19 protein-coding genes and 1 tRNA gene are annotated in these 22107 nt (G+C 61.9%); 14 read left to right on the top strand and 6 right to left on the bottom strand.

Annotated features, from left to right (window positions below):
• Positions 1–31: 31 nt before the first annotated feature.
• The 4 genes from AB6724_RS20475 (at position 32) to AB6724_RS20460 (ending at position 3565) form a co-directional block, all read left to right on the top strand.
• Positions 32–823, top strand: coding sequence for an SDR family oxidoreductase (locus tag AB6724_RS20475; protein ID WP_369340391.1), 792 nt, complete (start codon positions 32–34; stop codon positions 821–823).
• A 99-nt stretch (positions 824–922) separates the two neighbouring features.
• Positions 923–1345 (top strand): PaaI family thioesterase, encoded by a 423-nt coding sequence (locus tag AB6724_RS20470; RefSeq protein WP_369340390.1) that lies wholly within the window; start codon positions 923–925, stop codon positions 1343–1345.
• 135 nt (positions 1346–1480) lie between these two features.
• Positions 1481–2497 carry an NADP-dependent oxidoreductase gene (locus AB6724_RS20465; RefSeq protein WP_369340389.1) on the top strand — a complete coding sequence of 339 codons (1017 nt, stop codon included), beginning with the start codon at positions 1481–1483 and terminating at the stop codon, positions 2495–2497.
• Between the two features lie 162 nt (positions 2498–2659).
• Positions 2660–3565 carry an SDR family oxidoreductase gene (locus AB6724_RS20460; protein ID WP_369340388.1) on the top strand — a complete coding sequence of 302 codons (906 nt, stop codon included), beginning with the start codon at positions 2660–2662 and terminating at the stop codon, positions 3563–3565.
• A gap of 28 nt (positions 3566–3593) precedes the next feature.
• On the opposite strand, the gene AB6724_RS20455 is transcribed toward AB6724_RS20460, so the two are convergent.
• Positions 3594–4190 carry an Lcl C-terminal domain-containing protein gene (locus AB6724_RS20455; RefSeq protein ID WP_369340387.1) on the bottom strand — a complete coding sequence of 199 codons (597 nt, stop codon included), beginning with the start codon at positions 4188–4190 and terminating at the stop codon, positions 3594–3596.
• A 173-nt stretch (positions 4191–4363) separates the two neighbouring features.
• Between AB6724_RS20455 and AB6724_RS20450 the strand changes: the two genes are divergently transcribed.
• The 5 genes from AB6724_RS20450 (at position 4364) to AB6724_RS20430 (ending at position 13176) form a co-directional block, all read left to right on the top strand.
• Positions 4364–5563 carry a multidrug effflux MFS transporter gene (locus AB6724_RS20450; RefSeq protein WP_369340386.1) on the top strand — a complete coding sequence of 400 codons (1200 nt, stop codon included), beginning with the start codon at positions 4364–4366 and terminating at the stop codon, positions 5561–5563.
• A complete protein-coding gene (locus AB6724_RS20445; protein ID WP_369340385.1) occupies positions 5556–6992 on the top strand; it encodes an MFS transporter in 1437 nt (478 codons plus the stop codon). The genes AB6724_RS20450 and AB6724_RS20445 overlap by 8 nt, the downstream gene beginning before the upstream one ends.
• A gap of 269 nt (positions 6993–7261) precedes the next feature.
• Entirely contained in the window at positions 7262–8560 is a 1299-nt protein-coding gene (locus AB6724_RS20440; RefSeq protein ID WP_369340384.1) for an efflux RND transporter periplasmic adaptor subunit, read from the top strand.
• A 15-nt stretch (positions 8561–8575) separates the two neighbouring features.
• A complete protein-coding gene (locus AB6724_RS20435) occupies positions 8576–11740 on the top strand; it encodes an efflux RND transporter permease subunit (protein WP_369340383.1) in 3165 nt (1054 codons plus the stop codon).
• Positions 11737–13176, top strand: coding sequence for an efflux transporter outer membrane subunit (locus tag AB6724_RS20430; protein WP_369340382.1), 1440 nt, complete (start codon positions 11737–11739; stop codon positions 13174–13176). Before AB6724_RS20435 ends, AB6724_RS20430 begins: the two co-directional genes overlap by 4 nt.
• Positions 13177–13294: 118 nt before the next feature.
• Here the strand turns inward: AB6724_RS20430 and AB6724_RS20425 are convergent, their stop codons facing one another.
• The 4 genes from AB6724_RS20425 to AB6724_RS20410 all read right to left on the bottom strand — a co-directional run bounded on the left by AB6724_RS20425 (position 13295) and on the right by AB6724_RS20410 (position 16659).
• Positions 13295–14047 carry a TetR/AcrR family transcriptional regulator gene (locus AB6724_RS20425; protein ID WP_369340381.1) on the bottom strand — a complete coding sequence of 251 codons (753 nt, stop codon included), beginning with the start codon at positions 14045–14047 and terminating at the stop codon, positions 13295–13297.
• A gap of 172 nt (positions 14048–14219) precedes the next feature.
• The gene (locus AB6724_RS20420) at positions 14220–15029 is read right to left on the bottom strand and encodes a sensor histidine kinase (RefSeq protein ID WP_369340380.1); all 810 of its coding nucleotides are present in this window, start codon (positions 15027–15029) and stop codon (positions 14220–14222) included.
• Positions 15030–15138: 109 nt separating this feature from the next.
• Entirely contained in the window at positions 15139–15810 is a 672-nt protein-coding gene (locus tag AB6724_RS20415; protein ID WP_439329905.1) for a LuxR C-terminal-related transcriptional regulator, read from the bottom strand.
• A 627-nt stretch (positions 15811–16437) separates the two neighbouring features.
• On the bottom strand, positions 16438–16659 hold the full coding sequence (locus AB6724_RS20410) for a hypothetical protein (protein WP_439329903.1): 222 nt from the start codon (positions 16657–16659) through the stop codon (positions 16438–16440).
• A gap of 43 nt (positions 16660–16702) precedes the next feature.
• Between AB6724_RS20410 and AB6724_RS20405 the strand changes: the two genes are divergently transcribed.
• The 3 genes from AB6724_RS20405 (at position 16703) to AB6724_RS20395 (ending at position 18290) form a co-directional block, all read left to right on the top strand.
• Complete coding sequence (locus AB6724_RS20405; protein WP_369340377.1) at positions 16703–17176, top strand: hypothetical protein; 474 nt, start codon at positions 16703–16705, stop codon at positions 17174–17176.
• A gap of 68 nt (positions 17177–17244) precedes the next feature.
• Positions 17245–17934 carry a hypothetical protein gene (locus AB6724_RS20400; RefSeq protein WP_369340376.1) on the top strand — a complete coding sequence of 230 codons (690 nt, stop codon included), beginning with the start codon at positions 17245–17247 and terminating at the stop codon, positions 17932–17934.
• Positions 17935–17963: 29 nt separating this feature from the next.
• The gene (locus AB6724_RS20395) at positions 17964–18290 is read left to right on the top strand and encodes a hypothetical protein (RefSeq protein WP_369340375.1); all 327 of its coding nucleotides are present in this window, start codon (positions 17964–17966) and stop codon (positions 18288–18290) included.
• Positions 18291–18389: 99 nt separating this feature from the next.
• Here the strand turns inward: AB6724_RS20395 and AB6724_RS20390 are convergent, their stop codons facing one another.
• The gene (locus AB6724_RS20390; protein WP_369340374.1) at positions 18390–18641 is read right to left on the bottom strand and encodes a hypothetical protein; all 252 of its coding nucleotides are present in this window, start codon (positions 18639–18641) and stop codon (positions 18390–18392) included.
• 2411 nt (positions 18642–21052) lie between these two features.
• On the opposite strand from AB6724_RS20390, the gene AB6724_RS20385 reads away from it, so the two are divergent.
• Together AB6724_RS20385 and AB6724_RS20380 are read left to right on the top strand one after the other, a co-directional pair.
• Positions 21053–21340, top strand: a complete 288-nt coding sequence (locus AB6724_RS20385) for a hypothetical protein (protein ID WP_439329904.1) — start codon at positions 21053–21055, stop codon at positions 21338–21340.
• A gap of 691 nt (positions 21341–22031) precedes the next feature.
• Positions 22032–22105: transfer RNA gene (locus tag AB6724_RS20380), tRNA-Gln, on the top strand.
• Positions 22106–22107: the final 2 nt, after the last annotated feature.

Raw genomic sequence — 22107 nt, 5'->3', positions numbered from 1 at the left:
ACAACCTTGATAACGAGCAGGAGACACGCCAATGACACGCACGGTGCAGCAACTTTTTGACCTCTCGGGCAAGACCGCCCTGGTGACCGGCGGCTCGCGCGGCCTGGGTTTGCAGATGGCCCATGCGCTGGGTGAGGCCGGTGCCAAGGTCCTGCTGACATCGCGCAAGGCCAAGGATCTGGAAGAGGCCGCGGCCGAGCTCAGGGCCGCGGGCATAGAGGCCGACTGGATTGCGGCCGACTGTTCGGACGAGGCCGACATCGTGCGGCTGGCCAAGGAGGCCGTGCAGCGTCTCGGCCATGTGGACATTCTGATCAACAACGCGGGCGCCAGCTGGGGCGCGCCGGCCGAAGACCATCCGACCGCGGCCTGGGATAAGGTGATGAACCTCAATGTGCGCGGTTATTTCCTGCTGAGCCAGCAGATCGCCCGCCTGTCCATGCTGGAGCGCAAGAGCGGCCGCATCATCAACCTGGCCTCGATCGCGGGCCTGGGCGGCAATCCCACGGGCATGAAGACCATTGCCTACAACACCTCCAAGGGCGCGGTGATCAATTTCACGCGCGCGCTGGCGGGCGAATGGGGCGAGCACGGCATCACCGTCAATGCCATCTGCCCGGGCTTTTTCAAGACCAAGATGGCCGCCGTGCTGATCGAGACCCTGGGCGAGGACGAGATGAAATCCCATGCGCCGCTGCGCCGCCTGGGCGACGACGAAGATCTCAAGGGACTGACGCTGCTGTATGCGAGCGACGCGGGCAAGCACATCACCGGCCAGTGGATGGCGGTGGACGGCGGCGTGAGCGCGCTGGTGGGCGGCTGAGCTTTTGTGGCGCGCTCTGGAGTCTGAAACCTCGGGTGCGCTTACAGTCATGGCTTTGCCGCCGCAGCGCGGCGCTCCACCAATTTGAAAGGTCTTGCGGTGTTGTCCTTTGGTCCCGAAATCCCCTTTGTGCATGAACTCGGCTTCACCCTGATCAGGGCGGAGGGCGGCGAGTCCGAGCTGCACTACACACCGCGGCCCGAGCACCTGAATTCCTTTGGCGTCACGCATGGCGGCGCCTCGATGACGCTGCTGGACGTGACCATGGCCGTGGCCGCGCGCAGCGTGGATTTTGAGCAGGGGGTGGTCACCATAGAGATGAAGACCTCGTTCATGCAGGCCGCCAAGGGGCCGCTGGTGGGCAAGGGCGTGCTGCTGCACCGCACCGGGAGCATGGCTTTCACCGAAGGCCGCATCTATGACGCACAGGGCCGGCTGTGCGTGCAGGCCACGGGGACCTTCAAATACATGCAGCGCCGCCCCAAGGCCGAAGGCGGGGCCAACCCGCTGCCCACGGATTGAGGTCGAGCTTTCTGCCCCTATTTTGTGAGCGGGTGGCGCTGGTCGTATCTGGATATCGCGGTTCGTCGGCTGGGAGTGCTAGCTATTTCAAGCGCTGCCAGCTATGGAAGTTGAGAATCAATCAGGAGACAAAATATGACGGTCAATCAGCAAATCCTTCTGGACAACCGCCCCCAGGGCGAGGCGGTGGAGAGCAATTTCAAGCTGGTGCAGGCGCCGCTGGGCACGCCCGGCGAGGGCCAGGTGCTGGTGCGCCACCACTATCTGAGCCTGGACCCCTATATGCGCGGCCGCATGAATGACTCCAAGAGCTATGCCCAGCCCCAGCCGCTGGGCGAGGTCATGCAGGGCGGCACGGTGGGCGAGGTGGTGGAAAGCCGCCACCCCAAGTACAAGGCCGGCGACAAGGTCGTGGGCATGGGCGGCTGGCAGGAATACTCCATCGTCGACGGCAATGTTCCGGGCGCGCTGCGTCGGGTCGACACCAGCCATGTGCCGCTGTCCTATTACCTGGGAGCCGTGGGCATGCCGGGCGTGACGGCCTGGTACGGCCTGGTGAAGATCATCAATCCCAAGGCCGGCGAAACCCTGGTGGTGAGTGCCGCCACGGGCGCCGTGGGCAGCGCGTTTGCGGCCCTGGCCAAGGCACGCGGCTGCCGCGTGGTGGGGGTTGCGGGTGGCCCCGATAAATGCCGCTATGCCGTGGAGGAGCTGGGCTTTGACGCCTGCATAGACTACCGCGAGCACCCCGATGTGAAGACCATGGCCAAGGCGCTCAAGGATGCCTGCCCGAACGGCATCGACGGCTATTTCGAAAACGTGGGCGGCTATATCTTCGATGCCGTGCTGCTGCGCACCAATGCTTTTGCGCGCGTGGCCCTGTGCGGCATGATCGCGGGCTACGATGGTCAGCCGCTGCCGCTGGCCAATCCGGCGCTGCTGCTGGTCAACCGCATCAAGCTCGAGGGCTTCATCGTCAGCGAGCATATGGAGGTCTGGGGCGAGGCGCTGACCGAGCTTGGCGGCCTGGTCGCCGCCGGCAAGCTCAAGCCGCGCGAGACGATTTCTCAAGGTCTGGCGTCGGCCCCGGCCGCATTCCTGGGCCTGCTCAAAGGCAAGAACTTCGGCAAGCAGCTGGTGAAACTGGTTTAACCCCCTGAGGCGCTTTGCGCCTTCCCCCTTTCTCTACGCTGCGCGTTAGGGAAGGGGGACAACATCCTCGCTGCGGGGCGGCCCTTGCTCGATGTTTCTGGCCTGGGCTGCATCCACTTGCTGCATCAGGATTGATTCTCAGAAAAATACCCGGAGACATGGATGATCACGAATTTCAAGGGAAAGACAGCGGTTTTGACGGGCGCGGGCTCGGGCTTTGGCCTGGAGTGCGCGCGCATCGGTGCGGCCAAAGGCATGAATCTGGTGCTGGTCGATGTGCAGCAGGAAGCGCTGGACAAGGCCGAGGCCGAACTCAAGGCCGCAGGCGCCAAGGTGCTGGCGCGCAAGGTCGATGTGTCGGATGCGGTGCAGATGGAGCGGCTCGCGGCCGAGGTCAAGGCGACTTTCGGCGCACCGCACTTTGTGTTCAACAACGCGGGAGTGGGCGCGGGCGGCCTGATCTGGGAAAACTCCGTGGCCGACTGGCAATGGGTGCTGGGCGTCAACGTCTGGGGCGTGATCCATGGTGTGCGCCTGTTCGCCCCCATGATGCTGGAGGCCGCCAAGGCCGACCCCGACTACGAGGGCCATATCGTCAACACCGCCAGCATGGCGGGTCTGCTGGCGCCGCCCAATATGGGCATCTACAACGTCAGCAAGCATGCGGTGGTGTCGCTGACCGAGACCCTGTACCAGGATCTGGCCCTGGTCTCCGACCAGGTCAGCGCCAGCCTGCTTTGCCCGTTCTTCGTGCCCACGGGCATTAACAACAGCGAGCGCAATCGCCCTGCCGATCTGGTTTCGGCACCGCTGACCGCGAGCCAGAAAATAGGCCAGGCCATGAACGACAAGGCCGTGGGGGCGGGCAAGGTCACGGCCGCCGAGGTGGCGCAGAAGGTGTTCGATGCCATGGCTTCCGGCCAGTTCTATATCTACAGCCATCCGCAGGCGCTGGGCTCGGTGCAGGTGCGCATGGAGGATGTGGTGCAGGGACGCAACCCTACGGATCCGTTTGCCCACAAGCCCGAACTGGGCGTCAGCCTCAAGGCCGCGCTGCGCGCGGGCTGAAATCGGACCGGGCCATGGCGGCCCGGGTTTATTGGGCCTGGCCCAGTTCCTGCGCCGAGGCCGGGCGCACCAGGCGCAGCAGCAGCGCGTTGCCCTTGCCCATGTCGGGTGTGGCCTGCAGCGTTTCGGTATTCACGGCCCAGGCCTGCTGGGCAGACAGGCTGGAGAGGTCGCTGGAGCGGTTCACCTGGCTGTAGTTGTAGTTGTTCAGGCGCTGCGAGTTGACGGCGGCCGTGCCCGTCCAGTGCCAGTCGCGCGGCGCATTGGGAAAGAGCTCGGGATTCAGTCCCTTGCTGTTGCGGTCCAGCAGGCGCTTGAGCTCGTTCACGCGCGGCAGCCGCCAGGGCTGGCCGTCGGCCTTGCCGCGTTCGGCGGCATAGGCCTGAGCCTGCTTGTAGGTAAAGGTTTCGGCGGCCCCGGTGCAGCTTTTTCCGCTCCAGCCCATGCCTTCGGCACAGCGCGGCCAGGCCAGCTTGGCGCGGGTATCTATCACCATCTGGCCGTCGGGCGAGAGCTGGAAAGGCGCCGCGGGCGCCGGGCTTTGCGCCAGAGCCGGACCGGCCAGCAGGGCCGTCAGCAGCAGGGGGGGGAATTTGCGGTGCGGGGCGTGGATAGTCTTGCTCACAACGGTGTCGGACTGAAGTGTGAACAGCGATTGTGCGCCCATGCCGGGCTTTTGTTGCCGCGATGACGGCGGGGATGGCGGCTCTGTTGGCGGGACCTGCACGGCCGTTTTGTACGGACAAAAGCGGTGCCCGCTCAGCACGAAAATCCAGTTACCATGACAATCGTGCTTCTATGCAAGCTTCTGTTTCCCTGCGTCTGGTCTTGATCCTGGGCCTGTTGTCGGCCATCGGCCCTTTCGCCATCGATATGTATCTGCCCGCGCTGCCCCAGATCGGCAGCAGCCTGGGTGCCCAGGTCGGCGCCGTGCAAGCCAGCCTGACCACTTTCTTTCTCTCCATAGGCGTCGGCCAGCTGCTGTACGGTCCGGTCTCGGACATGGTGGGCCGCAAGCCGCCGCTGTACTTCGGCCTGACGGTGTTTGCGCTGGCCAGCGTGGGCTGCGCGCTGGCTCCCAGCATCGAGACCCTGGTGGCTTTCCGCCTGGTGCAGGGCCTGGGCGCCGCCGCCTGCATGGCCGTGCCGCGCGCCGTGGTGCGCGACCTGCACACCGGCCATGCAGCGGCGCGCATGATGTCGCTGCTGATGCTGGTGTTCAGCGTCTCGCCCATTCTGGCGCCCCTGGCCGGCAGCGGCGTGATTGCCGTGGCCGGCTGGCGCGGCGTGTTCTGGGTGGTGGCCGTGGCCGCCGTGCTGGGCCTGATCGCCACCTGGCGCGGCGTGGAGGAAACCCGCGGCGCCGAGGCGCGGCTGGACAGCAGCCTGGGCGGCGCGCTCAAGGCCTATCTGCGTCTGCTTGGCGACTGGCACTATCTGGGGCTGGTCTTCATCGGCGGCTGCGCCATGGCCGGCTTTTTCGTCTATCTGGCCGGCTCGCCCTTTGTGCTCATCGATTACTACGGCCTGTCGGCTACCCAGTACAGCATGGCATTCGCGCTGAACTCCATCGCCTTCATAGGCTCGGCCCAGTTCACGGGCCGGCTGGGCCAGCGCTTCGGGCTGGTGAACGTGGTCAAGGCGGCAGCCTCGGGCTCGGGCGTGGTCATGGCCTCCTTGCTGGCCTATTACCTGCTGGGCGGCGAGAAGCTGTCCGTGCTCATCGCTCTGTACTTCCTGGCCAGCGCCCTGATGGGCCTGGTGATTCCCACGACCTCGGTGCTGGCGCTGGAGGCGCACGGCGAGATCGCCGGCACGGCATCGGCCCTGCTGGGCACGCTGCAGATGCTGGCTGGCGCGGCCGCCATGCAGATCGTGGGTCATTTTTCCAGCGGCAAGCCCCTGCCCATGGTGGTGGGCATGGCCACCGGCGCCCTGGTGGGCGTAGCCCTGACCTGGCTGACCCTGAGCGGCCGGCATGGAGCCAAGCATGCATGAGACCGGTAAAACGCAGAGCCCGTCCGTCGACGGACTGCCCGCCGGTGCGCGCGGCCAGGCCATGCTGGTCATCATTCTGGGACTCACGCTGTCGGTGCTGGACAGCAGCATCGTCAACCTGGCCCTGCCAGCGATCGCGCGCGAGCTGCAGGCCAGCTCCGCGCACACGCTATGGGTGGTGAACGCCTATCAACTGGCGGGGCTGGTGCTGCTGCTGCCGCTGGCGGCGCTGGGCGAGCGCCTGGGCTATCGCCGCATCTATATGGTGGGCATGGCCGTGTTCGTGCTGGCGTCCGTGGGCGCCATGCTGGCCGATTCGCTGGCGACGCTGATCGCGGCGCGCGTGTTCCAGGGGATTGGTGCTTCGGGGGTGATGAGCGTGAATGCGGCCCTGGTGCGCCTGACCTATCCGCGCTCCATGCTGGGCCGTGGCATGGCCATCAATTCGCTGGTGGTGGCGACCTCATCCATGGCCGGGCCTTCGGTGGCGGCGGCCATTCTGTCGGTGGCCGACTGGCCCTGGCTGTTCGCCATCAACGTGCCCCTGGGCCTGTACACGCTGTGGCTGGGCCGCCGCTCGCTGCCGACCAATCCCGCCGCCAGCGCGAGCCGCGAGCCCATTGCGCCGCTGGATGTGCTGCTCAATATCCTGATGTTCACGCTGCTGTTCCTGGGCGGCGAGCAGCTGGGCGTGCACCTGGGCCGGCCTGAGGGGAGCAGCAGCTCTCTGCCTTCGGGCTGGTGGCTGCTGGGCGCGGGCGTGGTGGTGGGCTTTGTCTATCTGCGCCGCCAGTGGCACAAGGCGGCGCCGCTGTTCCCGGTGGACCTGCTGCGCATTCCCGTGTTTGCGCTGTCCATGTGCGGCTCGGTATCGGCCTTCTGCGCGCAGATGCTCTCCTATCTGGCCCTGCCTTTTCTGCTGCTGGAGGCGCGCGGCCTCTCGCCCATGGAGGCCGGCATGCTGATCACGGCCTGGCCGCTGGCCACCATGCTCACGGCCCCGATAGCGGGCCGGCTCATAGGCCGCTATCCCGACGGCCTGCTGGGCGGCATAGGCATGGCCATGTTCGCCTGCGGGCTATGGCTGCTGGCGGCCATGCCCGCGGATGTGGCCCACTGGGACATGGTCTGGCGCATGCTGCTGGCCGGCAGCGGATTCGCTCTCTACCAGTCGCCCAACAACCACACCATCGTCACCTCGGCTCCGCTGGCGCGCAGCGGTGCGGCCGGAGGCATGTTGAGCTCGGCGCGCATGACGGGCCAGACCCTGGGCGCGGTGATACTGGGCACTATTTTTGCAGTCTCCGGTGGGCATGGCGGACATGCCGAAGTACTGGCCCTGTCGATTGCGGGCGGCTTTGCGGCGCTGGCCGGCCTGTTCAGCAGCTTGCGCGTGCGCCGGTCGCCGGCCGAACATTCGCGAGACTAAGCGCCAAATCCGGGTGTGGCGCCTGCGCTTCAAGCGCTGGGTGCTATCAAAGGCAGAGCTTGCCGGGGCCGGCATCTAGTCCTCCATGAGTAGGAAGAGCAGCCCGGCCCTGGCTACAGTCAAACCGGGGGAGCAGGGCGCAGCGAACCCGGGGGCATTCCCTGTACGGCCTTGCCGGCATGTTGTTGCGCGCATGGCTGCTTTACATTTGGGAAATATTGCGGTTGCAAAATATTGACGAGTTACTTAGTTTCATCTTGTTCCAACATATGAAGATCGATCTGCCCGCTTCGCTGAGCCCGCGCCGAAAGGCGCATTTTTCTTATCCGCCCAGCGCCAGCCCGCAGTCGACGGCCGTGCCGCGCTGGACTCTGGCGCTGGCGGGCGTGCTGGTGGCCGCGGCCCTGGCCGGCTGCTCCAAGTCCGAGGCCGATCCAAAGGCCGCGCCCAAGGCCGAGCCGCAGGTGGGCGTGGTGACACTGCAGGCCCAGCACCAGCAGCTGGATGTGAGCCTGCCGGGCCGCACACGGGCTTTTCTGACCGCGGAGGTCAGGCCCCAGGTTTCGGGCATCATCCAGAAGCGCTTGTTTACCGAAGGCACCCAGGTCAAACAGGGCCAGCAGCTCTACCAGATCGACGCCGCGCCGCTGAAGGCCGCCGAAGCCAGCGCCGCCGCCGCCGTGGCCAAGGCCGAAGCCAGCCAGCGTACGCAGGCGGCCACGGCCCGCCGCAATGCGGAGCTGGTCCAGATCGACGCCATCAGCAAGCAGGCGTTTGACGAAAGCCAGGCGGCCGCGGCCCAGGCCCAGTCCGATGTGGCCGTGGCCAAGGCCAATCTGGAGACGGCGCGCATCAATCTCAAGTACGCGCGCATCGAAGCGCCCATAGGCGGACGCATTGCCCTGTCTACGGTGACTTCGGGCGCGCTGGTGACGGCCAACCAGACCAATGCGCTGACCACCATCGTGCAGCTGGACCCCATCTATGTGGACTTCACCCAGTCCAGCTCGGACCTGATGCAGCTCAAGCGCGACCTGGACTCGGGACGCCTGCAGAAGGTGGAAGGCAACAAGGTGCCGGTGCGCATCGTGCTCGACGACGGCAGCGAATACCCGCAGCAGGGCCGGCTGGAGTTTGCGGGCGTGATCGTCAACGACACCACGGGCACGCTGACGCTGCGCGCCCAGGTGCCCAACCCCGACGGCCTGCTCATGCCCGGCATGTATGTGCAGGCCAAGCTGCCCACGGCACTGGCGCCCGATGCGCTGCTGGTGCCCCAGCAAAGCGTGACGCGCGACCTGGCCGGCAACCCGAATGTGATGGTGGTCAAGGAGGGCGAAGTCGCGGAAAAGCGCCAGGTGGAACTGGACCGTGCCGTGGGCGCGTTCTGGCTGCTCAAGTCGGGCCTGAAGTCCGGTGAGCGCGTGATGGTCGATGGCTTCCAGCGGATCAAGCCCGGCGACAAGGTCAAGGCCGTGGAAGTGGACCTGAAGGCCAGGGCCGAGCGCAAGAGCGTGCGCGGCGAGCCGCCCGTGCAGGCCGCGGCCGATGCGCCGGCTGCGAAGTAAGGCGGGGCGACGCACATGGCTCAGTTCTTCATCAACCGGCCCATCTTTGCCTGGGTCATCGCCATCGTCATCATGCTGGCGGGGGCGCTGTCGATCTCGACCCTGCCGCTGGAGCAGTATCCCGACATCGCGCCGCCGCGGGTGACGATTTCCTCCCAGTACACCGGGGCCTCGGCCGAGACCGTGGAAAACTCGGTCACGCAGATCATCGAGCAGCAGATCAAGGGCATCGACAACATGCTCTACATGAGCTCGACCAGCGATGCCTCGGGCCGCTCCCGCACCACGCTGACCTTTGCTCCGGGCACGAACATCGACGTGGCCCAGGTCCAGGTGCAAAACAAGCTGCAGGCCGCCATGAACCGCCTGCCCGATGCCGTGAAAAGCCGGGGCGTGTTCGTGAACAAGGGCGGCCAGGATTTCCTCGTCACCTACAGCTTTTATTCGCTGGACCCCGAGGTCACCGATGTGGCCATAGGCGACTACCTCAACAGCAATCTGGTGGACGTGATCGGCCGGCTGGAAGGCGTGGGCGACATCAACGTCTTCGGCTCGCCCTATGCGATGCGCATCTGGATGGACCCGGCCAAGATGGAGAAATACGCGCTGATGCCGTCCGATCTGGTCAATGCGCTCAACTCGCAGAATGCCCAGGTTTCGGCGGGACAGCTGGGCGCGCTGCCGGCCGTCAAGAACCAGCAGCTCAATGCCACCATCACGGCGCGCACCAAGCTGCAGACGCCCGAGGAGTTCCGCTCCATCGTGCTCAAGTCGGCCACCGATGGCTCGGTGGTCACCATGGGCGATGTGGCGCGCGTGGAACTGGCGGCCGACCTGCTCACCGTGCAGGCCAAGCTCAACGGCATGCCCGGCGCGGGCATGGGCGTGATCCTGGCCGACGGCGCGAATGCCATGAAGGTGGCCGATGCCGTGGCCGCCAAGCTGGCCGAGCTCAAGCCGTATTTCCCCAACAAGATCGACTATTTCGTGAGCTCGGACTCCACGCCTTTTGTGCGCGCCTCGATCCACGAGGTGGTCAGCGCTCTGGGTGAGGCCATGGTGCTGGTGGTGATCGTGATGTTCATCTTCCTGCAGAACTTCCGCGCCACGCTGATTCCCGCCATTGCCGTGCCCGTGGTGCTGCTGGGCACCTTCGGCGTGCTGGCGGCCGCGGGCTATTCCATCAACACGCTGACCATGTTCGGCATGGTGCTGGCCATCGGCCTGCTGGTGGACGATGCGATCGTGGTGGTGGAGAACGTCGAGCGCGTGATGCATGAGACCGGCAAGTCGCCCAAGGAGGCGACCCGCCAGTCCATGAAGGAAATCACCTCGGCGCTGGTGGGCATCGGTGTGACGCTGTCCGCCGTGTTCGTGCCCATGGCGTTTTTCGGCGGCTCCACCGGGGTCATCTATCGCCAGTTCTCCATCACCATCGTGGCCGCCATGGCGCTGTCGGTGTTTGTGGCTCTGACCTTGACCCCCGCGCTGTGCGCGACGATCCTCAAGGCCCCCGAACATGGTGGCGAGGGGCATGAGCGCCCGGTGCGCGGCGGCCTGCTGGGGCTGAACGACCGCTTCTTCAACTGGTTCAACCACAGCTTCGATGCGACCGCGGCGCGTTACCAGGGCTCGGTCGGCTTTATCCTGCGCCGTGCCAAGCGCATGATGCTGATCTTTGTGGCCATCTGCGGCGCCGTATGGCTGCTGATGGCGCGCCTGCCCACCTCGTTTCTGCCCGACGAGGACCAGGGCTTTGTGTATGTGAGCGTGAATCTGCCCTCCGGAGCCTCGGATGCGCGGCTGCAGGACGTGCTGGACCAGGTGCGCGACTACCTGGTCAAGCAGCCCGAGGTCATCAGCTTCAACCAGGTTTCCGGCCTCAATGGCGACCAGAGCTCGGCGCGCGGCTTTGTGCGCCTCAAGCCCTGGGCCGAGCGTCCGCTGGCCTCGCAGTCCTCGGCTGCCGTGGCCCACCGTGCGACCAAGGACCTGGCTTCGATCCGCGATGCCCGCGTGTTCGTGATGAACCCGCCCGCCGTGCGTGGCCTGGGCGCGAATGCCGGCTTCAATTTCATGCTCAAGGATGTCAACGGCATGGGGCACCAGGCCCTGCTGGCGGCGAGCAAGCAGGTCGAGGAAGCTGCGCGCAAGCGCCCCGAGCTGACCGCCGTGCGCAGCACCAATCTGGAGGACGCGACGGAGCTGCGGCTGGATATCGACGACCGCAAGGCCGCGGCCCTGAGCCTGTCGTATACCGACATCAACAGCGTGCTCTCCAGCGCCATGGGCGGTACCTATGTCAACGACTTTCTGAACAACGGCCGGGTCAAGCGGGTCTACATTCAGGGCGATGCGCCGCACCGCATGCTGCCGCAGGACATCGCCAAGTGGACGGTGCGCAACCAGAAGAGCGAGATGGTGCCGTTCGGCGCCTTCTCCAGCAGCTACTGGGCCTATGGCTCGCCCCAGCTGGTGCGCTACAACGGTGCGCCGTCCTATGAGTTCATCGGCAGCGCGGCTCCGGGCGTGAGCTCGGGCGCGGCCATGGCTGCGGTGGAGGACATCCTCAAGCAGCTGCCCCAGGGCATTGGCTATGAGTGGACCGGCGCCTCGCTGCAGGAGCGCCAGTCGGGAGCCCAGGCCCCCATGCTGTATGCGATCTCCATCCTGTTCGTGTTCCTGTGCCTGGCCGCGCTTTACGAGAGCTGGACCGTGCCGGTGTCGGTGATGCTGGCCGTGCCCCTGGGCGTGGTCGGGGCCTTGCTGGCCACCTATGCGCGCGGGCTGACCAATGATGTGTACTTCCAGGTCGGTCTGCTGACCACGGTGGGCCTGGCGTCCAAGAACGCCATCCTGATCGTGGAGTTTGCGGTGCAGCTGCAGGAGCAGGGCAAGAGCGTGTTCGACGCCACGGTGGCCGCCGTGCGCCTGCGTCTGCGCCCGATTCTGATGACCTCCCTGGCCTTCGGCTTTGGCGTGATTCCCCTGGCCATCGGCACCGGTGCCGGTGCCGGCGGGCGCAATGCCATCGGCACGGCGGTGCTGGGTGGCATGGTGGCGTCGACCGTGCTGGGCATCTTCCTGGTGCCGGTGTTCTTCCTGCTGGTGCGCAGCTGGTTCAAGAGCCGCACACGTCATGACGATGTGCCTGCCGTCAACAAGGAGAGCCTGGCATGAAGCGCCCGATGATGAAAAACCCGGTCCTGGCAGCGGCCTGCGCCGCCGCGCTGCTGGCCGGCTGCAATCTGGCGCCGGTCTACAAGACGCCGGCTCTGCCCGTGCCCGATACCCTGTCCGGCGAGGCCGCACCGCTGCCGGCCAGCGCCGAGGCGCTGCAGCAGGCCCAGGCCCTGCAATGGCTGCAGTCCTCAAAGCTGCGCGAAGTGGTGGCCCTGGCCCTGACCTATAACCGCGACCTGCGCGTGGCCGTCGAGAACATCGAGAAGGCACGCGCCCAGTACGGCATCACGCGTGCCGACCTGCTGCCGGGCATCACGGCTCAGGCCCAGGGCAATCGCTCGCGCACGGCGGGCGATCTGACCACGGCCGGCCGCGCCAACATCAGCTCGCAATACACGGCTCAGCTGGGCTTTGCCAGCTACGAGCTGGACCTCTGGGGCCGCATCCGCAACCTCAGCGAAGCGGCGCTGCAGCAGTTTCTGCAGAGCCAGGACAACCGGCGCAATGTGCAGATCGGCCTGGTCGCCGACATCGCGAACGCCTGGCTGACGCTGGCCGCCGACCAGGCCCATCTGCAACTGGCCAGGGACACGCTGGACGGCCGCATCAAGGCCTTCGAGCTGACGCGCCGCATGTTCGAACTGGGCGCGACCTCGGCGCTGGTGCTGGCTCAGAACCAGACCACGGTGGATACCGCGCGCGGCGACGTGGCCAGCTATACCTCCCAGGTGGACCGCGACCGCAATGCGCTGCAGCTGCTGGTCGGCGGGCCGGTGCCCGCGCAGCTGCTGCCCACGGAACAGACCTTGATGGGGGCCGCCGAAACCACGGCGCTCAGGGCCGTGTCCGTGCCGCTGCCGTCTACGGTGCTGCTCAAGCGTCCCGATGTGCAGGCGGCGGAGCGCAATCTGCAAGCCATGAATGCGAATATCGGCGCGGCCCGCGCCGCTCTGTTCCCCAGCATCACGCTCACGGGCAGCGTGGGCTCGGGCAGTACCGAGCTGGACCGCCTGTTCGGCAACAACAACGGCACCTGGAGCTTTATCCCGCTGGTCAGGCTGCCCATTTTCGATGCGGGCCGCAATCGCGCCGGGGTGCAGGTGGCCGAGAGCAATCAGCGCATTGCCGTGAGCCAGTACGAGAAGGCCGTGCAGACGGCCTTCAAGGAGGTCGCGGATGTGCTGGCCGATCGTGCCCAGTGGGACGAGCGCCTGTCCGCGCAGATCAGCATGGTCACGCATACGCAAAAAGCCTTCGATCTGTCCAACGCCCGCTTCAAGGCCGGCGTGGACAACTATCTGACGGTGCTCGATGCGCAGCGCAGCCTGTATACGGCGCAGCAGACCTTGATAGCCCTGCGCCTGTCCGAGCAGCTGAACCGCGTGACCCTGTGGAAGGCCCTGGGCGGCGAGGAGGCCGCGCAGCAAGGCTGATTTGCATAGTCCCAGGCAAAAGCCGCAGCTCCAAAGGCTGCGGCTTTTGTTTTGATAGCGCAAAGCGCTGTATCAATAGACGGTTACACGCTATTTGTGTCTGACGGGAGATGCCGGGCTAGGACATCTTGAACAGCAGAGCTACCTGCAGCCGAAACAGGGTTCCGGCGTTCATCGGTACTTCGGGGTGGATGACGGTATTGTTCATCATGGCCAGCCAGAGCGGGGCGAGCAGCAACTCCGGGTGCTGCACCAGCTCGGGCGCCTTGAGCTCGCCGCGTCTGGCGGCCAGCTGGGCGAGTCGGGTGAAATGCTCCAGCAAGGCTCCATGCACGTAGCGGCGATACATCTGTGCCAGCAGCGGAAACTCCAGACCTTCCGCAACGACCAGACGTGCTGTGGCGGAGCGGCCGCTGCTGTCAATGACCTCGGCTGCTGCACCGACCGTTCGCAGCAGGTATTCGCCCACGGATTCATGGTCGTGCATGGGGCTGGACTGCAAGGCCACAGCGGCTGAGGCTATATGTGTCTGGATCACCGCCTCAAACAGGGCTTCCTTGCTATCGAAATAGCGAAACAGCGTGACCTTGGACAGGCCTGCGCGCTGCGCCACCGATGCCGTGGTGCCGCGTGCATAGCCATGTTCCAGGAATTCCTCGAATGCCGCAGCCACGATGGTGCGGCGCGTGGCCTCGGTCTTCTGGGGGCTGGGGCCGCGCGGCGTGCGTCTGGGACGTTCGGGCAAGGCCTCTGTCGTGGGTGCAAGCGTGAAGGTGTTTGCGGTCGCGCAGGCCTGCTTGGAATCCAGGTCGATGCCGGACAGGGCTTTTATAGGGGCGGGGGAGGAGGGGAGAGAGCCTTTGTTAGGCATGTCGGCAGGCAGTCTGTGATGTTGTCTCTGTGTCGATCATGGCACATCCATCAATCTATTCGTAGGCGCTTATTTTCCCACCTTCCCGGACGGGCCGGCTCTGGTGATTAACCCATGCCGCAAGCCGTCCCAACCCGAGCCAGGACCGAAAGCTTGCTTCGTGGCCGACTGCCTAGGCGCGCCAGCGTGCCAGCACCTGGGTGCCGCCGCCTTGCCGGGGGTGGATGTACAGATCTCCGCCTATATCCTTCATGCGCTGAAACATATTGAGCACCCCATGTCCGGAGCTGGATACATCGGTCAGCACGCTGCGCAGATTGAAACCCTTGCCGTTGTCCTCGATATGCAGATACCAATCCCAGTCAAAGCGCTGGGGGTCGTTCTTCTCGTAGGGCTCGAGGGTGACCCAGACTTCGGTCGCATGCGCATGTTCGATGGCATTGCTGATGCTTTCCTGCACCACGGCCAGGAGCTGATGCGCGACTCGCCCTCTTGGCAGCAAGTGCTCGGTACGGCGCCCGACGCCAAGCTCGGGGTCGCTCAGCAGCCAGTGCAGCACCAGTCCCTTGCGCTGCAGCACCGGCTCCAGCCTGTGCCGCAGCCTGGCCATGCGCATCGCCAGGCTCTCGTCCTGGCCGTCCATGGAGTCCACAATCAGGCGCAGATCCAGCAGCGACTGCTCGAGCACCGCCTTGGCGGGATTGCCTTCGGTCGACTGCTGCGCCTCCATCAAGGTCAGAGCCTGCACCAACTGGCTGCCCAGGGTGTCGTGCAGGTCGGAGGCAATGCGATCTCTCTCTTCCTGGACTTTTTTGGAGGGGCGGATGCCGAGACCCAGGCGGGACTGTATGGAGCGGCAAATTCTCGGGAAACACCGCACGCACATCAGCAGGGCGCCAAGCGCCGAGAGCAGGCTGAGCGCCACAAACCAGGTCTTGTCGCGCCAGGTGACGACAAAGCACCAGGATAATATGACTGCCACCTGAGTGATATTTACCAATATCCGCCAGTATAGGCTGCGAATTGATTCCATATCTGCCCCGGTTTCCAGTCCGATCGCATCATTCGCTTCGATGAATTTTTGGCCATTTTCATAAAATTCCGCGCAATGTTGCAGCTCTGACCGCATGAGCCCTAGTATGAGCTTGCAATTTTCGGTAAATATTCTTTACGTGTGTGGCTACTGTCAGCGTGCTTATTTTTAAATGGGATGCAATTTCGGGTGAGTTGTACCCGCAGGCAATGAGTTTCAAAATTTCCACTTCTCTTTCGGATAATTTCTCATCCTGCTGGCAAGGGGCCGATTTCTCGTAGGTGGCATAGGTTTTGTCCAGCCTGGACAGCATTTTTTTGGCGAGAGATGGCGTAATGGATGCTCCACCGTTGGCAACCTGCAAGACGGCTTGAGAATAATCGCCAAACCAGGAGTTCTTCAGCAGATAACCGACCGCGCCTTTGTCAAAGGCCTGAAAGACCTTGTCGTCTCTTTCGGTGACGGACACCACGATGCTCAAGACCTGAGGCAGGGTCTCGCGGACGAGGTCCAGCAACTCCATGCCTTCTCCATCGCCGAGGTTCAGGTCGACCATCAGCACATCGAATTCCTGCAAGCAGATGTTTTTGCGGGCTTCGCGCAGACTGCCGGCCTGGCCAACCAGCAAGGTCCGTACATCGCTCATCAGGTCCTGTGCAATCACCCTTCTGATGTGGCAGTCATCGTCGGCAAGGAACACCCGCACGGGCTGGCCCTGCTGACCCACCATATGCATGGGCCACATGCGCGCAGTGACCGCAGACGCAGGCTCGACGCTGTCCGAGCCAGGTAAGGAGTGGAAAGACGTTTGAGCTGCGGTCATGTTGCACCCCATGCGGCCAAAGATAACTATTTCCCTGAGTGTGATAAAGCTAAATCTATGGCAATGAAAAAGCCATAAATTTTGTTAAATTGGTTTTATTTTTACCGTAATTACAAAATTTAACTGAAATAAATGGTATTTGCTATCGAATTTTTAATAACAAATGGAAATTATTGGAAATCTGGTTTGATTTATTGATCAATTTGAATCTTGAGTAAATATTCTGTAAGAAAATATAATTCTTTTCTTAAAGATAACAAGCTTACATTCTTAAACTTCAATAGTTGAAGCGCTGGAGATTGCAAACTGCATAGCGCCAGACTCAGGTTAATTGCGAGTTCTGACGGTTTTTTTATGTTGAAAAATATCCTTGAAAAAGCCTCTCTGATCTAGGTATTCCTGATTCTTTCCCGTCTACCGAAACTGACACTGACCGAAAGCAGTTTTTAGCTGGAATTGAAGACCCCTAGGAATTGTGGACGGTTAAAGCTGGACCCTTGCGGATACAAGCGGTGGTCCGTCGCCTCAACTTTCTCAGTTTTCTGGGAATTGGCTGTTCAAAAGGACGATCATGAAAAAATCTCTGATTGCTATGGCGGTTATTGCATTGGCTGGTGTCGCATCTGCGGCGGTAAGCAGTTCAAGCATTGCCGCAACGAACACGACATCCAATGCCTCTTCGGCTACGTTGTCGACTGCCAGCAGTGCGGGTAATGGAAGCGCATTGAGCCTAAATAGCGCGACATCGACCGCCAACGCCACTGCAAATGCAGCGGGCGGAGGCGGCAATGTGGGACCGGTGGCCGGAGGTGCAGCCGTCGTCGGCGGCAGTGCCACGACCACAGGGCATGTGACCAGCATCGCCGTGACCAGCGGTAACGGCATGGCCGCGGGTGGCGCCGCCACCAACGCCAATGCGGGCTCCGGCGCTGTCGCAGGCTACAACGCCAGCGCACCTGGCGGTGCCAATGTGAACGGTGCTGCTTACGGTGGTGCGCAGTCGCATACCGCCGACGCCGCAGGCACCTGGGCCGGCCCTGGCGGTGGTGCCGCCATTGTGAATAACGTGGCCGGTACGACAGCCTCCTATGGCGCAACTTCGGCCGCCGTTGATGGGCCTGCCGGAGAGTGGACTCACACGACATCCGGGGCCGGCTCGGTCGGCGGCAGCGTGATGCTGAATGCCGGTGCCGTGGGTAACGCTGGCGGCTTCTCCAATGGCGGCGGCACCTCGGGTTCTGCCATTGCGGGCTCGATCGCCAACGCACATTGAGCGGTTTCCATCGCAGCCGTGTTTGCCCCAGGCTCCTCGCATGAGGAGTCTGGGCCAAGGAGGTCACTATGAAAGCGTTACTAGGTTTGCTGGGGCTAGTCGTCTCTTTAAGCAGTTTTGCGCAATCGGCCGATAGCAACTCCCAGAGTTCCGCGAACACTTCTGCGGTTGGCAATCAGCAATCGGTGACCTTTGTCACTCCGCCCGAGACCCAATCCACCCAGTCGATCAACAGCCAGTCGAACCAGACGGTCACAACGAATAGCACTGGCACGCAGACCATCAACAATGTGAGCAGCGGTACCTCGAGAAACATCGTTGAGTACGCCGGGTCTTACACGATAAAAAACGTGCCCAGTGTCAACGGACCCAACCTCACGACCAGCAACGATACCTGCATGGGCAGCAGCAGTGGCAGTGCCAATGGCCCGGGCTTCGGCGTAAGCTTTGGTACGACCTGGACCGATGATCACTGCAAGCGTCTGAAAATGAGCCGCGAACTCTGGAACAAAGGCATGAAAGCCGCATCGCTGGCCATGGACTGTATGGATCCGGCAGCGCGTGTGGCTCTGGAGATCACGGGCACGAAATGCCCGCAATCCATGTCGGCAGAAGAGCGCCGCAACAACTACGGGCCTGACGCATCTGCGGAAGGCAGTTACACACCTCCAGATGCACAGACGTCCTCGGGTCAGAAAGCCGCTGCCACGACTTCGGTTGTTGATGCTCCACAATCGACAAGCCTGTATCCCAATTGACGGCTGCGATAGGAGTCTAGGAGGCTGTTATGTACAGAGCATTGGTTCTTCTGGCAACCGTCGTCGGCTGCGCTCCTGTCTGGGCCGCATCGGCTGTCACCAACACGCCGCTGAGCATTCAGCGCCAGCTCTTGGGCAGTGGCCAGCAAGGCGCTCAAGGCGAGGAACAAGCACAACCCGTGGGGGACTATGGCGTATGGCATGTGCCTCAATACCTGCCGGGCTACCCGACCGCAGCCACCATCTGGCCGCGGGCCGTGGTGGTGAAATGCAAAGACCAGCATTGCGAAGGCTATGTGATTACGCCACAAATGGGCCCGGGAGAGTATTTGTTCTTCATACCGTCCGAGGAGTGACGGCCTTGGCGTCGGCTGGATGATTTCGAAGCGGCCGCCGTCCAGAGGTATTGATACAAAAGCCCGCAGCATACGCGGGCTTGTCCATTTTGGGGCGTCTCAGGAATCGCTGCCTATGGTTTTCGAGTATCTCTCAAGGTGCTCGAGCAGGTTCTCGTACAGCTCATCGGTCGCCATGGAGTTCAGGACCGAGGTTTTGGCCACTTCAGCATGCGACTCAAATAGAGAGCGCAGTTTTTTGAGCTTTTCCTCGTCCAGTACCTCTATGGCTGCAAACAGCAGCGCCTCCTGGGCCAGGAGCTGACTCTTCATCTTCCTGAATTCATCTCCCTGGTCGCCTAAGAAATCCATTGCGCATCCTTGCTTGATTTCAATCAATTTTAGGTGTGAAACTGGTGTCGATTGTTACAAATTGGCCAGGGGCTTCCTGTCCGGGCGTATGAAGGCGTGAGAAACACAGTGATTCGGCTCACCGATCTAGGCAAGCCTGGAGGTCGGCGACATAGAAGTGAACCGCAGTTTCCCATTGCTGATTCAGCCGTGCCTGCACTGGATCTCCGCTCAAGCTTCAGGCGGGAAAATGCTGCGAGCAAAAGTGCTGCCGATTAAACCCTGGTGTCGAGTAGTATTTGGCGACTGATAAACATCAACTCCATTTCTACCCCATGCTCGGTGCTGCGGCATTTATTTCGTATATTTGGTGTTGGTTTGATTTCAACGAATACTTAGGGCTAGATTGCAACGTCGATAAATAATGTAATATAAATTTTTTAAATAGAAGACTCAATTTTCACAAAATTTTTCGCAAGTTAAAAAATAGTTTTGTTAAAAATTATAAAAAATCTTCACCGCAATATAGCAAAGAATGTCAGTTGCGTGGGAGGATTTCATCATATTCATGGCTGGAATACATGGAAATATCGCTGGTTCTCTCCCACGATCACCGTTGACTTATTTGGAGTGATCAATATTAAGAGTGCTCAGAATCACTTCAGTTGAAGACAGGCGCTGACGCCTTGATTGGCTTGGCGATATTTTTCGATCCATGCTCACCCCTGCTTCCCTTGTATTCCGTTGTTGTGCTCGATGGCACGGGCAAAGCGGAGATTCCGGCCAAGGGGGCATGGCAAGGCGTCTCATTGTCTATCTGCTGAATTTGCCTATCGATCAGTTGCCGGCAAGCCTGCTGGGCCTCCCGCTCCGCAAAGCGCGCAGGCTACTCAGGCTCTCTAGCTTCTTCCTCCAGGGCGGCTATGGCGGGCGAGAGCAACCCTTCAGCGGCGCTTCTGGCTGGTCACGCCACCGTTACCATGTTTTTTGTACAAGTGGTGCAATTGCGCCAGTGCTTGTGTGGGTCCGGCTTGATTCAATCTGCGAGCTGTGCGTAGGTGATGCAGGCGAATTTCAGGTCGTCATCGACTTGGCCTAGGGCGATGATGTTGCGTGGCATAAGATTTTTGCGAAAGAAAAAAATACCTGCTTGAAAGCGGGAAAGCGAGTGAATAGGGTAGTCGGGCGCATGATTCAACAACAACTTACATGAATCAAAGCCGACAGGAATAGCCTGGGAGACTCCACTTACTTAAGGAGTTGCTATGAAAGCGCTACTTCTAATTGCTGCAGTTGTCGGTGTACTGGCAGGATGTGCAATGCCGGCGCGTGATTCCGCAAGCATGTCAGGCCAAGGTGATATGCAATATTGGTCCGGTGGGGATGGACCTTACATGATGGGCTCTGCTTGGACTCGTTAAGAGTGCAAGAGAATTCATTGTTCTGTAATCATTTGGCTTTGATCCGCGCCCCGCAGAAGATCAAGGCTTTTTCTTAAGCTCCTGCACGGCCTTTTTTCATAGGCTCACCCCTCATGTATGCCGGGTGAGTTCAGGCTGTGACGGTTGCAAAGAGGCTGCCAAGTTGGTCAGGCTGTGATGGCCGCATCTCGTCTGCCAATTTGCGATGGCCTTGCGGCCGGCTGCATTCACCGCAGCGATCTGCTCGGCAGTGCTCCTTGGCGAAGGGAATGCTGCCGGCGGAGATGTGGCTCAGGCCCATGGCTTCCAGGTGAGTGTTCAGCTGGCTCAGTGTCGGGCCAGCGCTGGCGTGAGCTGCGCTGATCGCTTGCTGGGCGTCGGCGATGTCAGCTTGATCCTGTTGGGCTCCCAGGAGATTTCGTCGTCGAAGTCCGGGCCTCTAGGCTCGTCAGCAGTGCTGGGCCATCAGCCTCCACGGTCATAGTGACGGGCGAGGATTCGTCACCAATGAATTCCTCTGCAAAGGGCCGCGCCGCGGCATCTACTTGGTGCCAACCTCCGAATCAGCGGCGCAGCCAGGCCCTGCGGGGGGCTTCCCATAAAAAGCCGTTCCGTTTCAGACCCATGGGTCAGATCGTCATGAAAATTGATCTTCACGTCTGATCCAGCTTTGCTGCGTGGGCATCGAAGATTTGTCAGAGGGTTGCGTGCAGGTCTTTGTCAGTAACTGCTTCGAGCAGATTTCCGAGGCCGTGGAGCTTTTCCAGATCGGTGCAGGTTTGGATGCGCTTGGTACGGAAGCTTGCCAATGCCACACCGACTCGAACGCGGCTTTGGTTCGCACTTTCCCCGTGACTCGCGTAATAATTGCTCACAAACAATACAGATCGGCAGTCAACATCTCTCGCGCGCTATCAGTTATGAAGCAAGCGTCGGAAATTCCTCCGCGCAACGACAGGAGAACACACCATGCGATCTCTCACCCGCAAACTTGCGATTGCCGCCACGCTGATGTCGGTGCTGGCCGGTACCGCCTTCGCCGAAACGCCGTGGCAAAAAAACCATCCGCGCCGCGAAGAGGTGAACCAGCGTCTCGCGAACCAGAACCGCCGCATTCACAACGAAGTGAAGGAAGGCGAGATGTCGCACGCGCAAGCGGCGCAACTGCATCGCGACGACCGCAATATCCGCCGGGAAGAGCGAGACATGGCGGCGCAGAACGGCGGCCACATTACCAAGCAGGAACAGCGTGCGCTGAACCAGCAGGAAAACGCGGTCAGCAGCAAGATCGGCCAATAAGCACTGCGGCGCGGTGAATGTCCAACGCCCGCTATTGGGTTCTGGCAGTGGGCGCTGGTTGCATGCTGTATCAGAGCGTTTCGCCGCGCATCTTGTTGGCCTCGCTAAAGCTCCGGGGGAATGCGTTCTGCTTGTCTGGCCGTGCGTCCTTGGCTATCGATATCTGCTTTCGGGCAGGCGTGTGCGGCGGCGCCTATCTCGGTTGAACCGGTTCCAGCATCTTGATAGCCTGCTCAGGCGGGCAAATGGCGCTTTGCTGATCTGGCCCATGGGCCTGGTCCGCGAGTGTTGGTTCTTGCGCCACCTGTCTTTTGCGTCTGCCGACGGATCACAGGGGCAGGTCTTTCGACTGTTCATTCCTCTCCGGGTGAGCCAGTGGCCGGCTACCTGCAGGCTTGCCGATCTGCACATGGCGAGCGCATGTTTGCCATGCTTCGATAAGCTGTTGACGGCGATTGATTTGCATGATGGCGCTCAGTCCACCTTAGATTGATCATGAATCAAGCGGGCTGTGCTTAGGCCTGCGGTGATTCAGTTGAACGCATTCTCTGGTACGCGAGGACAGGTGTCAGATGGCCAAGCTCGCCCATCAAAAAGCCCGCTAGGCTCGTCTGCGGGCTTTTTTGTTTGCGTCGGTCTGGGTGCAGTTCGCTCGAGGCGCGGGAAAACTGCATTAGAATCCTGTCCTTCTAGGGGAGTCGCCAAGCTGGTTAAGGCACCGGATTTTGATTCCGGCATGCGAAGGTTCGAATCCTTCTTCCCCTGCC

Source organism: Comamonas guangdongensis (assembly GCF_041079535.1).
GTDB classification, from domain to species: Bacteria; Pseudomonadota; Gammaproteobacteria; order Burkholderiales; family Burkholderiaceae_C; genus Comamonas; species Comamonas guangdongensis.
Note: the sequence above shows the minus strand (reverse complement) of the source record. Positions and strands in the feature narration are given on the sequence as shown.